This is a genomic window from Paucibacter sp. B51, assembly GCF_027863535.1.
GTDB classification, from domain to species: Bacteria; Pseudomonadota; Gammaproteobacteria; order Burkholderiales; family Burkholderiaceae_C; genus Paucibacter_A; species Paucibacter_A aquatilis.
The window spans coordinates 2,699,118-2,711,582 of sequence record NZ_JAPIVN010000001.1 but is presented as its reverse complement, the minus strand read 5'-3'; the positions used below and the strand labels follow the sequence as shown (position 1 = coordinate 2,711,582).

The following is a 12,465-nucleotide window of genomic DNA, read 5'->3' as shown; positions in this document are numbered from 1 at the left end:
CAATCAACGCATGACCATCGCCGCACCGAAACGCCGCTTCCCCAGCCTCTTTCTGTCCCACGGTTCCCCCATGACGGCCTTGGAGGCTCATGAAACTGGCCCCTTCTGGCAGCAGTTGGGGCGCACCCTAGACGCGCGCCACGGCCGGCCCGAAGCCATTCTCATCGTCTCGGCGCACACCGCGGCTCGGCAGCCTGTCTTGCTGGCCGGCCCCCGGCATGAGGCCATCTACGACTTTGGCGGCTTCGACCCCCGACTGCGCAGCTTGCGCTACGACGCGCCGGGTGCACCTTCGCTGGCCCGCGAGGTGCAAGCACTGACCGCAAAAGCAGGCCTCACCGTACATTCCTTGCCTCAGGGCGGCCTGGACCATGGCATCTGGGTTCCTTTGCGAGCCATGTATCCAGACGCCGACGTCCCCGTGCTGCCTCTGGCCTTCGTGCCCAGCCAAAGCCCGAGCCAGCAGTTCGCATTGGGCGAAGCGATTCAGTCCCTGAGCGAAACCCACGGCGCGCTGATCATGGGCAGCGGCAGCCTGACCCACAACCTGAGCTTGGTATTCGCCGGCGGCCAGATGCCGCCGATCGATGCCCACGAGTTGCCCGCCTCGGCCACCTTCCGCGCCTGGTGGGAGGCTCGCAGTCGGGTTCGCGATTGGGAGGCCTTGCTGGACTACCGCCAACAAGCGCCGCACGCGCTGGAGATGCACCCCACGGACGAGCATCTCCTGCCCTGGTTTGTTGCCGCAGGTGCCGAGGGGCGCTTGCACGCGCCGCGACGCATCCACAGCGCCCTGACCTACGGCAGCCTCGGCATGGATGCCTACGCCTTCGGTCCGGGCGCTGACAGCCTGGCGCAGGCCCTGGCATCGGACAAGTGCTGAGTCGGGGTTCGCCAGCGCGGCTCGCTATACTGGCGCGCGCATCAGCGTACTGCTGATGCACACCACCACCAAGCGGGCGTAGCTCAATGGCAGAGCTGAAGCTTCCCAAGCTTAAGACGAGGGTTCGATTCCCTTCGCCCGCTCCAACTTTCACCCATTGCTGAACCTTGGTGGGGTCAGGTCTTGCTCCACTGCGCCTTCTGCCCCACCACCCAGCCCATCCTCCATGTGTTGGGTCTGGCCTGGATTGGCTTTCCTAGCGCAGTTCCAGCACCCTCCCCCATCGGGAGGAAGCCCCGCATGGCGGGGCTGCTGCCCACCCCCTCCAGGAGGATGGTTGAAACCCGGCAATCGGGCGATGCTGTCGGCATGGAACTCCCCAAGCCCGACATGAATCCCTTTGCCCTTGCCGGCCGCGCCTCAAACTCTCTGCCAACACCGGCCCCGCCAGCAAGACTTGAGCCCGGCGCCAGCGCCGAGCTCTCGAGCTGCGGGCTGGATGGCCTGGAGGTCAGCGAATCCAGCTTCGATGTCTGGGCCGCCGCCTTTGCGCAGCTGACGATGAGCGGGGACAAGCGCTGACTTGATTTGATCGCGACGCGCGCAACGCGGACTGACGCCACGGGGTGCCAAGACCAAGTGGCCGTCTCCGACTCTGACGCCGCAGGCCCGAAACTTACTGCTTGCGAATGCGCCCCGGCTCGATCTGCGCCATGGCGCCCGCAGGGTTCTCGGACAGCCACTCGACCATGGCGTCGATGTCCACGCCCAGAGGCACGCGGTCCTTGCCCTGGCGCAACACGCTCAGGCCATCGCCGCCATCGGCCATGAAGTTGTTGACCACGACGCGGTAGTTGCGCTGCAGGTCCAAGGGTTGGCCGTCGACTTTGACCTCGGTCAGGCGCGAGCTGCCATCGGCATCCTGCGTCCACTGGTAGCGCAAGCTGTGGGAAATCTGCAGCATTCGCGGCGGGGCATCACCCTTGGGCAATTGGCGCAGCAAGAGCTCATGCAACTGTGCGCCGCTGAGGCTCATCACCACCAGCTCGTTGGCGAAGGGTTGGATGGCAAACAGATCGCTCATGGTCACGGGTCGCCCCGGTTCCACTGTGAGGTCGGCGCGAATGCCACCCGGGTTCATCAGGGCGATGTCCGCTGCACCACGCTTTTTGGCGTAGGCCAGCTGAGAGTCGGCCACCAGATTGCCCAGCGTGCCATCGCCAAACGGCGCGCGAGTGCTGCGCTGAGCGCCTTGGCTCAGCGTCGCCACCGGCTTGGTGCGCACCGCAGCCGTGAGGGCCGCCGCGCGCTGCACCAGGGCCACAAACGCCGGATTCGGCTGGTAAGCCGATTGCAGCACCGGATGGTTGACCGCCTGCGCATCCAGCACCTTGCCTTCGGCGTCCAAGGTCAGGCGGCTTTCGGTGATCCATCCGCCGTAGCTGCCGGCTTGCACCAGCAGGCGGCCCTTGATCTTGCAGGTGTAGGCTTGGTGGGTGTGGCCACTGATGATCAGGGCATAGGCCGGATCGAGCCGGTTGGCGATGTCCACGCCACGCCCTTGAATGCCCGGGCAGGCATAGCTCGGATCATTGGCGCCCCCGGCCTGGGTGGCGCCTTCGTGCATCACCGCCACCAGCAATTGCGCGCCCTCGGCACGCAGTTGTGGCACCAAGGCGTTCAGGGTGTCCGCTTCGTCAGCGAAGCGCAGACCAGTGATGGCGCGCGGCACCACGACCAGGGGTGTGTCGCGGGTCACAGCACCCACGAAAGCGACCTTGTACCCGCCCACCTCCTTGATCACATGGCTGGGCAGCAGGGCCCGGCCGCTGTTGGCATCCAGGAGATTGGCCGCCAGGTACGGAAAGCCCGGGCCCTTGAATTCGGGCCAGACGCAGCCATTCGCGGGGCATTCACCGCGCGCCTTGCGCATCAGCTCAGGCAGGCCTGCATCCAACTCATGGTTGCCCAACGATGTAGCGACCAGGCCAAGTTCACCCAGCGCACTCAGGGTCGGCTCATCCTTGAGCAGGGACGAGAGCTGCGGCGAAGCGCCGATCAAATCGCCTGCAGCCACAAACACCGAGTGCTGGCGGGGCGCGCGGAGCTTTTGCAGGGCATCGGCCAGATAGGCCACGCCACCAGCGGGCTGAGGCTTGATCTCACCCGTCTGCGGATCCGGCAGCCGTGGCATCAGGGGCGTGGGTGACTTGGGCTGAATATGCCCGTGGAAATCGTTGATCGAAAAAATGCTCAACTCGCGAGGTGTCGTCGCGACCGGCGCCACGGGCGCGGCACAGCCCGCCAGGGCAAGCGCCAACAGGCTCAAAGAGGACAAGCCTGTCCAGCGCGACGCCGAACCCTGAGCGCGTGCGCGGCCCGGCGCGTGAGCGGCAAGGTGCATGAATGAAGACAAGGCAGACTCCCTAAAGCAGCAAACAGACCGATCCGACCGCGAACGGTCTCGGCCGACAAAAATTTCACCAGCACCGTCATCGTAAAAAAGCGTCGTGACAGCGCGCCCACGTGTTCCAAGACCCGGCCAATGAGCTTTCGTCGCGAATTCACAACGCAGAACGCAGGCCACAGAAGGTGTCACGGAACTTCAACATCCCCTCGGCACAGTCCGTCCTGGAGACAGATTTGGCCGGTTTTGAGCTTCGAACACCCCCGACTTCCGGGTGCACCCGGATATCGCCAAGGCGCTCGGGAGCTGGAAAATTGGGTCATGCGATCTAGTTCCCATGCGGCCCTAAGCCCAAGCTGGAACGACAATTGAACATTCTGCCCCGTCTACCGCTTTTTTTTGAACCCGCGCGCAAACGTTTTCGAATGAAAGCTCCGCGAGCTCAGGCCGGGAAGAAAGTGTCAGACACAAGGCCCGACGTTTGACAAGAAGGACTCTCTGCAAACCGAATCCATTGTGGCTTCGATGCGGAAATCAGTCGCAAGTAAACGTTTGCGACTGCCTTCGATGTACATTTTTGTGACAAATTTTTTACGCGTATTTCAGCGCTTTTATTGGAGTAATCACGATGAGCAGCAGGCATTGGTCAGATTTTTCCCGGACGGCGCTGAGCGTCGCAGTCGCCATCGTGGCGGCCGCTCCGGCAATGGCACAGAACACGACCTCGGCCATCTCGGGGCGCATCACCAGCGCTGATGGCAAACCGGTCGCTGGCGCAGCGGTCGTGGTGCGTCATCTGGAGTCTGGCTCGGTCAACAATCTCGTGACCGACGCCGACGGTCGCTACGCAGCACGTGGCCTGCGCGTGGGCGGCCCTTACGTCATCGTTGTGAGCAAGGGCGCTGACAAACAGACACGCGATGACGTTTTCCTGGCACTGGCTGAAACCGCCGCACTGGACTTCACCTTGGGCGGCAATGTCTTGAGCACGGTCACCGTGACCGGCAGCGCAGCCACCAAGTTCAACGCCGGAGCCCAAGGTGCCAGCAGCAATCTGAGCCGCAAGGAACTCGACGCCTACGCCTCGATTGCCCGCAATCTGCAGGACTACGCACGTACCGACCCGCGCATTTCGCAAACCGACAAAGAGCGTGGTGAGATTTCGGCGCTGGGTCAGAACGCTCGTTTCAATGCCGTGACCATTGACGGCGTTCGTACCAACGACACCTTCGGTCTCGAGTCCAATGGTCTGCCGACGGCCAAGCAGCCCATTTCGATCGACGCCATCCAGTCGGTTCAGGTGAACATCTCGAACTTCGATGTCACCCAGCAAGGCTACACCGGCGCCAACATCAATGCGGTGACCAAGTCGGGCACCAACGATTTCAAGGGCAGCGTTTACTACGTCTACCGCAACGACAAGCTGACCGGCCAACGCTACAGCCGCGCCAGCGGCTTGTACACCAACACGCCGGAGTTCAAGGAAGACACCAAGGGCTTCACCCTGGGCGGCCCCATCATCAAGGACAAGCTGTACTTCTTCGGCAGCTATGAGGAGCTGCACAGCTCGCGCACCACGCCGTCGTTCGGCCCGCTGGGCAGCAGCTTGACCAACGTCGGCATCACCCCTGAGCAAATCAGCGCGGCCACTGCAGCGGCCAAAGCCAAGGGCATGGACGTGGGCACTGCTGAAGTGCCGGCAGGCACTGAGCTGTCTGTCAAGGACACCTTGCTGAAGCTGGACTGGAACATCAGCGAGAGCCACCGCGCCAACCTGCGCTATTCCAAGACCGACCAGAAAGAACCGCTGTTCTACGGCGTGAACAACCGCTCGTTGGCGCTGAACTCTCATTGGAGCTCGGAGTCCAAGGTTCTGGAAACCTTGGTGGGCCAATGGTTTGCCGACTGGACCTCGGACTTCTCGACCGAAGTCAAGCTCTCGAACCGCGATTACAGCAAGGGCTTCCTCAACAACTCCAACCTGCCACAGGTTTCGCTGATCTGGACTACGCCCTCTCCGGCGGGCACCCAAGGCGGCAACCGTACGCTGCTGTTCGGAACCGAGGCCAGCCGCCACTTCAATGAACTGAAGACCAAGACCCTGGACGGCTATGTGGCCGGCAACCTGATTCTGGGCGACCACGAAATCAAGGCGGGTGCGGACTACAGCCGCAATGAGATCTTCAACGCCTTCCTGCAGCAAACTAAGGGTGCGTATGTGTTCCAAGGTACGGATCCTGTGGATCTGTTCACCAAGGGCATCCCGACCAGCTACTCGGTGCAACTGCCCAAGGACAGCAGCAAAACGCTGGCTGACGGTGCTGCGAACTGGACGCTGAGCAATGTGGGTCTGTTCGCCCAAGACACCTGGACCATCAATAAGAAGCTGTCCATCGTGGCGGGTCTTCGCATCGACCAGGCCAACACCAACGATCGCCCGATCAACAACCCGGATGTCAAAACCGCTTTCGGCTATGACAACTCCGTCAACATCGACGGCCAAAAGCTGATCCAGCCCCGTTTTGGCTTCAACTACTCGTTGGACGCCGTCGAGAAGAAGCGTTCGCAAGTCCGTGGCGGCTTCGGCCTGTTCCAAGGCTCGGCCGCCAATGTGTGGCTGACCAATCCTTACCAAAACACGGGCATGGCCACCGCTCAGATTGCCTGCGCGAACACCGGCACACCCTGCAACACGGTCAAGTTCAGTGCTGACCCGGACAAGCAACCCGTGATCGCGGGCCAAGCTCCCATTGCCAACGTCGACATCCTGTCGCCGAACGCCAAGCAGCCCTCGGTCTGGAAGTTCAATCTGGCCTATGACACTGAACTGCCTTGGTACGGACTGGTTGCCGGTGCCGAGTGGATCCACACCAAGAACAAGGACGGCATCTACTTCCGCCACCTGAACCTGGGAACCCCCACGCTGACTGGCAGCGATGGCCGTGAGATCTACTACAACGCAGCCGCACTGGGCACCAGTTGCTGGGACGGCGGATCCACGCTGATCAGCAATTGCGGCGGCAAGGTTCGCGGCAATGCCAACACCAAGTTCGGCAATGTCCTGCTGGCAGAGCGCACATCCAAGGGTGACGGCAACGCACTGACCCTGTCGCTGTCGCAGCAGAACCAGGGTTGGAGCTGGCAAGCAGCCTATACCCGCACCAGCGCCACCGAAGTCAGCCCGCTGACCTCGTCCACCGCCGGCTCCAACTACTACGCCCGCTCGGTGCTGAACCCGAACGAAGATGTCACAGCCAATTCCAGCTACCTCATCCGCGATCGCCTCAGCGCCGCAGTGAACTGGAGCAAGGCTTTCGTCGGCAGCTACAAGACGACCGTCGGATTGTTCTACGAAGGCCGTCAAGGCAAGCCCTACAGCTGGACCTTCAACAACGACATGAACGGCGATGGCATCTTCGGCAACGACCTGATGTACATCCCCAAAGCTCCTGGCTCGGGTGAAGTTCTGTTCCACGGCAAGACTGACGCTGAACGCCAAGCCAACGAGGCCCGCTTCTGGGCTGTGGTCAACAGCAACCCGGACCTGAGTGCGGCCCGCGGCAGCGTCATCAAGCGCAACAGCAGCTTCATGCCCTTCGTGCACAGCTTCGATCTGCGTGTGAGCCAGGAAGTTCCGGGCTTTGGCAGCAAGCACAAGGGTGTCTTCACCTTCGACATCCTGAACGTGGGCAATCTGCTGAACAAGCGTTGGGGCCGTGTGGATGAGATCCTGTTCCAAGGCAGCTCGACCAGCGGTTCGGGCGGCGCCAACCCGCGCAGCTTTGTCAACTTCGCCGGCATGAAGGATGGCAAGTACGTCTACAACACCGTGGACGTTGAGGACTACACCACCCGCCAGAACAAGGGCGAATCTCAGTGGGCACTGCAAGTGACCCTGAAGTACGAGTTCTAAGAACCCACAAAGCCCTCTCCTTGGCCCTGCAGCCTTGGGGAGTCAGCGAATGCAAAAGGGGCCGCTCACGCGGCCCCTTTTTTTATGATCGCCGACTCCAGCGGGAGCTCGGCGACTCACAGCAACTCAGCTCACTTCTGGATGTCACCCAGGCAGAGGTACTTGATCTCGACGTAATCGTCCATGCCGTGGTGCGCGCCCTCGCGGCCCAGGCCCGACTGCTTGACGCCGCCGAAGGGCACCTCGGCGGTGGCGATCAGGCCGGTGTTGACACCCACCATGCCGTACTCGAGCGCCTCGCCGACCCGGAAGATCCGGCCGATATCGCGGCTGTAGAAGTAGCTGGCCAGGCCGAACTCGGTGTTGTTGGCCAGGGCGATGGCCTCGGCCTCGGTCTGAAACTTGAACACCGGCGCCACCGGGCCAAAGGTCTCTTCGCGCGAGCAAAGCATCTGCGGCGTCACATCCGCCAGCAAGGTGGGCTCGAAGAACTGCGCACCCAGCTCGCTGGCACGCTTGCCGCCGCTCAGCAGTCGCGCGCCCAGGGCCAGCGCGTCGTTGACATGCGACTCCACCTTGGCCATGGCCTGCTCGTCGATCAGCGGGCCGACGTTCACGCCCGGCTCAAAGCCGTTGCCCACCTTGAGCGCGGCAACCTTGGCGCTGAGCTTGTCAAGGAAGGCCTCGTACACGCCGGCCTGCACATACAGGCGGTTGGCACAAACGCAGGTCTGGCCGGCATTGCGGTACTTGCTGGCGATGGCGCCTTCCACAGCGCTGTCGAGATCGGCGTCATCGAAGACGATGAAAGGCGCGTTACCGCCCAACTCCAGGGACAGCTTCTTGACCGTCTGCGCGCACTGGCGCATCAGGATGCGGCCGACCTCGGTCGAACCGGTGAACGACAGATGGCGCACCACATCGCTCTCGCACAGCACATGGCCGATGGCGATGGAGTTGCTGGCGTCCGCCGTCAGCACATTGAGCACACCGGCCGGCATGCCGGCGCGCTGCGCCAGCTCGGCCACGGCCAGGGCCGACAGCGGCGTCGCTTCGGCCGGCTTGATCACCACCGTGCAGCCGGCAGCCAGCGCCGGTGCCACCTTGCGGGTGATCATGGCGATCGGAAAATTCCAGGGCGTGATGGCCGCGCACACACCCATGGCCTGCTTGATGACCAGATAGCGCTTGTTGTTGTCGGTGGTCGGGATGGTCTCGCCGTAGACCCGCTTGCCCTCTTCGGCAAACCAGTCGATGAAGCTGGCACCGTAGACCACTTCGCCGCGCGCTTCCGCCAGCGGCTTGCCCTGTTCGGCCGTCATGATGCGGGCCAGGTCGTCGGCATGCTTGTGGAGCAGCTGCGACCAGCGCATCAGGATGGCGGCGCGCTCCTTGGCCGTCTTGCTGCGCCAGGGGCCGAAGGCGTTCTGCGCCGCGGCAATCGCCGCTTCCGCATCGCCGGCGCCCAGATTGGCCACCTCGGCCAGTTGCGCGCCAGTGGCCGGGTCGACGACGGCAAAGCGTTCGCTGCCGGCCACCCACTCGCCGTTGATCAAGGCCTGGGTGCGCAGAAGGCTGGCGTCATCGAGTGCGGCCAGGGGTGAATTCTTGCTGTGGTCCATTGCAGAGGTCTCCTAGGTTCGTGGCTTCTTGGGGCCACACTCTACCTGCTTCGCCGCCACCGCTCGCCCGGACGGTGCGGCCCGCGACCTATAATCAAAAGTCCACAAAAATCAAGCATTTACCCTGTTCGAAAGACAGGGCTGCCCGCAGAAAGCCACGGAATGAAAGCAGCTGAAATTCGCCAGACGTTTCTGAAGTTTTTTGAATCCAAAGGTCACCAGATCGTGGCGTCCAGCCCCGTGGTGCCTGGCGATGACCCGACGCTGCTGTTCACCAACGCGGGCATGAACCAGTTCAAGGACGTGTTCCTGGGCTTCGACAAGCGCGCCTACAGCCGCGCCACCACCAGCCAGAAATGCATCCGCGCTGGCGGCAAGCACAACGACCTGGACAACGTCGGCTACACCGCGCGCCACCACACCTTCTTCGAAATGCTGGGCAACTTCAGCTTCGGGGACTACTTCAAGCATGACGCCATCTCCTACGCCTGGGAGCTGCTGACCACCAAGTTCATGCTGCCGGCCGAGAAGCTCTGGGTCACCGTCTACGCCGAGGACGACGAGGCTTACGAGATCTGGAACAAGGTGGTGGGCGTGCCCGCCGAGCGCATCGTGCGCATCGGCGACAACAAGGGCGGCCGCTACATGTCCGACAACTTCTGGATGATGGGCGACACCGGCCCCTGCGGCCCCTGCACCGAAATCTTCTACGACCACGGCCCCGATGTCGCTGGCGGTCCTCCGGGCAGCCCGAACGAAGACGGCGACCGCTATATCGAGATCTGGAACAACGTCTTCATGCAGTTCAACCGGACTGAAGACGGCGTGATGCACCGCCTGCCCAAGCCCAGCGTCGACACCGGCATGGGCCTGGAGCGCTTGGCCGCCGTGCTGCAGCATGTGCACTCGAACTACGAGATCGACACCTTTGTGGCCCTGCTGGCCGCAGCCAAGGCAGCGGTCGACAGCTCCGGCGCTCAGGATTGCGACAAGGACAGCGCCTCGCTCAAGGTCATCGCCGACCACATCCGCGCTTGCAGCTTCACCATCGTCGACGGCGTGATCCCGGGCAATGAAGGTCGCGGTTATGTGCTGCGCCGCATCGCCCGCCGCGCCATCCGCCACGGCTACAAGCTGGGCGCCCGCACCCCCTTCTTCCACAAGATCGTGGCCGAGCTGGTGAACCAGATGGGCGAGGCCTACCCTGAGCTGCGCCAAGCGCAAGCCCGCGTGACCGAGGTGCTCAAGCAGGAAGAAGAGCGCTTCTTCCAGACCATTGCCAACGGCATGGAAATCCTAGAAGCCGCCCTGGTCGAGATGGGCAAGAGCGGCAGCACCGTCTTCGACGGCGAAACGGCCTTCAAGCTGCATGACACCTACGGCTTCCCCGCCGACCTGACCGCCGACGTCTGCCGCGAGCGCGGCGTGACCGTCGACCAGGCCGGCTTCGACGCCGCCATGACGCGCCAGCGCGAGCAAGCCCGTGCTGCCGGCAAGTTCAAGATGGCCGCCGGCCTCGAGTACAAGGGCCAGCCCACCGCCTTCCACGGCTACGAGCACCTGGTCTGCGAGAGCAGCAAAGTTACGGCCGTCTACGTGGACGGCGCCCTGGTCGAGCAGGCGAATGCCGGCGATGACGCCGTCGTCGTGCTGGATCACACGCCCTTCTACGCCGAGAGCGGCGGCCAGGCCGGCGATGCCGGCGAGCTGCGCAACAACAGCAGCCGCTTCGCCGTGGAAGACACGCTGAAGATCCAGGCCGATGTCTTCGGCCATCATGGCCGGGTGCTGGAAGGCTGCATCAAGGCCGGCGACAGCTTTGTCGCCCGCGTCAACGCCGAAGCCCGTGCCAAGACCGTGCGCAACCACAGCGCCACCCACCTGATGCACAAGGCCTTGCGCGAAGTGCTGGGTGCCCACGTGCAGCAAAAGGGTTCGCTGGTCAACGCCGAGCGCACCCGTTTCGACTTTGCCCACAACGCCCCGGTCACGGCCGAGCAGATCGCCAAGGTCGAGGCCATCGTCAACGCCGAGATCCTGGCCAATGCCGGTGCCAAGGCCGAGGTCATGGCGCTCGATGATGCGCAGAAGAGCGGCGCCATGATGCTGTTCGGCGAGAAGTACGGCGAAACCGTGCGCGTGCTGAGCATCGGCTCGTCCAAGGAACTCTGCGGCGGCACCCACGTCAAGGCCACCGGCGATATCGGCCTGTTCAAGATCGTGTCCGAAGGCGGCGTGGCCGCTGGCGTGCGCCGCATCGAAGCCGTCACCGGCGACAACGCCCTGGCCTATCTGCAGCAGCTGGAAGGCACGGTCAGCCGCGCCGCCCAAACCCTGAAGACCGCGCCGGCCGAGCTGGAGCCGCGCCTGCAAGCCGTGCTGGACCAGGTCAAGGCCCTGGAGAAAGACCTGGCCACGGCCAAGAGCCGCTTGGCTGCCGCGCAGAGCAATGAGTTGTTGACTCAGGCTATCGATGTGAAGGGTGCCAAGGTCCTGGCCGTCACCCTCGATGGCGCCGATGCCAAGACCCTGCGCGAAACCATCGACAAGCTGCGCGACAAGATGCACTCGGCCGTGATCGTGCTGGCCGCCGTCGAAGGCGAGAAGGTGCACCTGTCGGCGGGCGTCACCGCCGACTACATCGCCCGTGGCCTGAAGGCCGGCGAGCTGGTCAGCTTCGTCGCCCAGCAATGCGGCGGCAAGGGCGGCGGCAAGCCCGATCTGGCCATGGCCGGCGGCACGCAGCCGGCGGCCGTGCCGGCCGCGCTGGCCTCGGTCCAGGCCTGGGTGGCAGAACGCCTGTAAACCCCCTACCATCCTCCCCACACGCAAGGGCCCAAGCGAATGGGCCCTTGTTCTTTTCAGCTGCACCCCACCAGGAGTCCGCATGAGCGACACCATTGACCACCAAAACGCCGAGCGCCTGGCCGCTCTCCTGCAGATCCTCGTGGCCGCCACCCCCGAAGACGAAACCGCCGTGCCCATCGACATGCTCGATGGCTACCTGACCGCGCTGATCTGCGGCCCGGTTGTGGTCACGCCCATCCAGGCCATGGACGCGCTGTTCGGCGAAGACTGGGCCGATGCCCTGGACGAGCAGGACGCGACCGAAGAGTTCATGAGCGTGCTGCACGAGCGCTGGAACGAAATCGCCGACAGCCTCAACCCCGAAGCTCTGGCCGCCAACCCGGAAGCCATGCAGCTGACGCCGCTGATCACCGAGTTCGACGAGGCCACCAAGGCCGACCTGCTGAGCCAGGGCGTGTTGACGGCCGAGCAGCTGGAACAGCTGCCGCCCAATGGCCTGATGTGGGTCGAAGGCTTCATGCAAGCCGTCGATGACTTCGAAGAAGCCTGGTACATCTTCGACAGTGAGAGCGAAGAAGGCCAGATGCTGGACGCCATGCTGATGTCCGTGGCCGCCGTGGCCATGGCCCCGGGCGAGCAGCGCGAAGCCTATATCGCCGAAGCCTACGACGAAGGCGAAGAAGTCGACCAGGACGTGCTGCTGGACGACGCCCTGTTCTCGGCCCAGGACCTGCGCCTGTTCTGGGTGCAGCAAGCCGACCGGGACGAAGCCGCCAACGACGCCGAAGGCCCGGATGCCTGAGGCTTGACACCCTGCACCTGAAGCCGGCGA

7 protein-coding genes and 1 tRNA gene are annotated in these 12,465 nt (G+C 63.5%); 6 read left to right on the top strand and 2 right to left on the bottom strand.

Annotated features, from left to right (window positions below; genetic code table 11):
* Positions 1 to 10: 10 nt before the first annotated feature.
* The 3 genes from OOB33_RS11640 (at position 11) to OOB33_RS11630 (ending at position 1,465) form a co-directional block, all read left to right on the top strand.
* Entirely contained in the window at positions 11 to 883 is an 873-nt protein-coding gene (locus OOB33_RS11640; RefSeq protein WP_271008784.1) for a dioxygenase family protein, read from the top strand.
* 72 nt (positions 884 to 955) lie between these two features.
* A tRNA-Gly gene (locus tag OOB33_RS11635) sits at positions 956 to 1,029 on the top strand.
* A 154-nt stretch (positions 1,030 to 1,183) separates the two neighbouring features.
* Positions 1,184 to 1,465, top strand: coding sequence for a hypothetical protein (locus OOB33_RS11630; RefSeq protein WP_271008783.1), 282 nt, complete (start codon positions 1,184 to 1,186; stop codon positions 1,463 to 1,465).
* A gap of 94 nt (positions 1,466 to 1,559) precedes the next feature.
* On the opposite strand, the gene OOB33_RS11625 is transcribed toward OOB33_RS11630, so the two are convergent.
* Entirely contained in the window at positions 1,560 to 3,140 is a 1,581-nt protein-coding gene (locus OOB33_RS11625; protein ID WP_165794521.1) for a bifunctional metallophosphatase/5'-nucleotidase, read from the bottom strand.
* Positions 3,141 to 3,918: 778 nt separating this feature from the next.
* Between OOB33_RS11625 and OOB33_RS11620 the strand changes: the two genes are divergently transcribed.
* A complete protein-coding gene (locus tag OOB33_RS11620) occupies positions 3,919 to 7,203 on the top strand; it encodes a TonB-dependent receptor (RefSeq protein WP_271008782.1) in 3,285 nt (1,094 codons plus the stop codon).
* 131 nt (positions 7,204 to 7,334) lie between these two features.
* On the opposite strand, the gene OOB33_RS11615 is transcribed toward OOB33_RS11620, so the two are convergent.
* On the bottom strand, positions 7,335 to 8,825 hold the full coding sequence (locus OOB33_RS11615) for an NAD-dependent succinate-semialdehyde dehydrogenase (RefSeq protein WP_271008781.1): 1,491 nt from the start codon (positions 8,823 to 8,825) through the stop codon (positions 7,335 to 7,337).
* A 162-nt stretch (positions 8,826 to 8,987) separates the two neighbouring features.
* Between OOB33_RS11615 and alaS the strand changes: the two genes are divergently transcribed.
* Complete coding sequence (alaS, locus tag OOB33_RS11610) at positions 8,988 to 11,630, top strand: alanine--tRNA ligase (RefSeq protein WP_271008780.1); 2,643 nt, start codon at positions 8,988 to 8,990, stop codon at positions 11,628 to 11,630.
* Between the two features lie 82 nt (positions 11,631 to 11,712).
* The gene (locus OOB33_RS11605) at positions 11,713 to 12,435 is read left to right on the top strand and encodes a UPF0149 family protein (RefSeq protein WP_271008779.1); all 723 of its coding nucleotides are present in this window, start codon (positions 11,713 to 11,715) and stop codon (positions 12,433 to 12,435) included.
* Positions 12,436 to 12,465 lie beyond the last annotated feature (30 nt).

Coding starts and splice junctions, on each gene's coding strand:
- OOB33_RS11640 (WP_271008784.1), top strand. CDS start 11: ATGACCATCGCCGCACCGAAACGCCGCTTCCCCAGCCTCTTTCTGTCC.
- OOB33_RS11630 (WP_271008783.1), top strand. CDS start 1,184: ATGGCGGGGCTGCTGCCCACCCCCTCCAGGAGGATGGTTGAAACCCGG.
- OOB33_RS11620 (WP_271008782.1), top strand. CDS start 3,919: ATGAGCAGCAGGCATTGGTCAGATTTTTCCCGGACGGCGCTGAGCGTC.
- OOB33_RS11615 (WP_271008781.1), bottom strand. CDS start 8,825: ATGGACCACAGCAAGAATTCACCCCTGGCCGCACTCGATGACGCCAGC.
- alaS (WP_271008780.1), top strand. CDS start 8,988: ATGAAAGCAGCTGAAATTCGCCAGACGTTTCTGAAGTTTTTTGAATCC.
- OOB33_RS11605 (WP_271008779.1), top strand. CDS start 11,713: ATGAGCGACACCATTGACCACCAAAACGCCGAGCGCCTGGCCGCTCTC.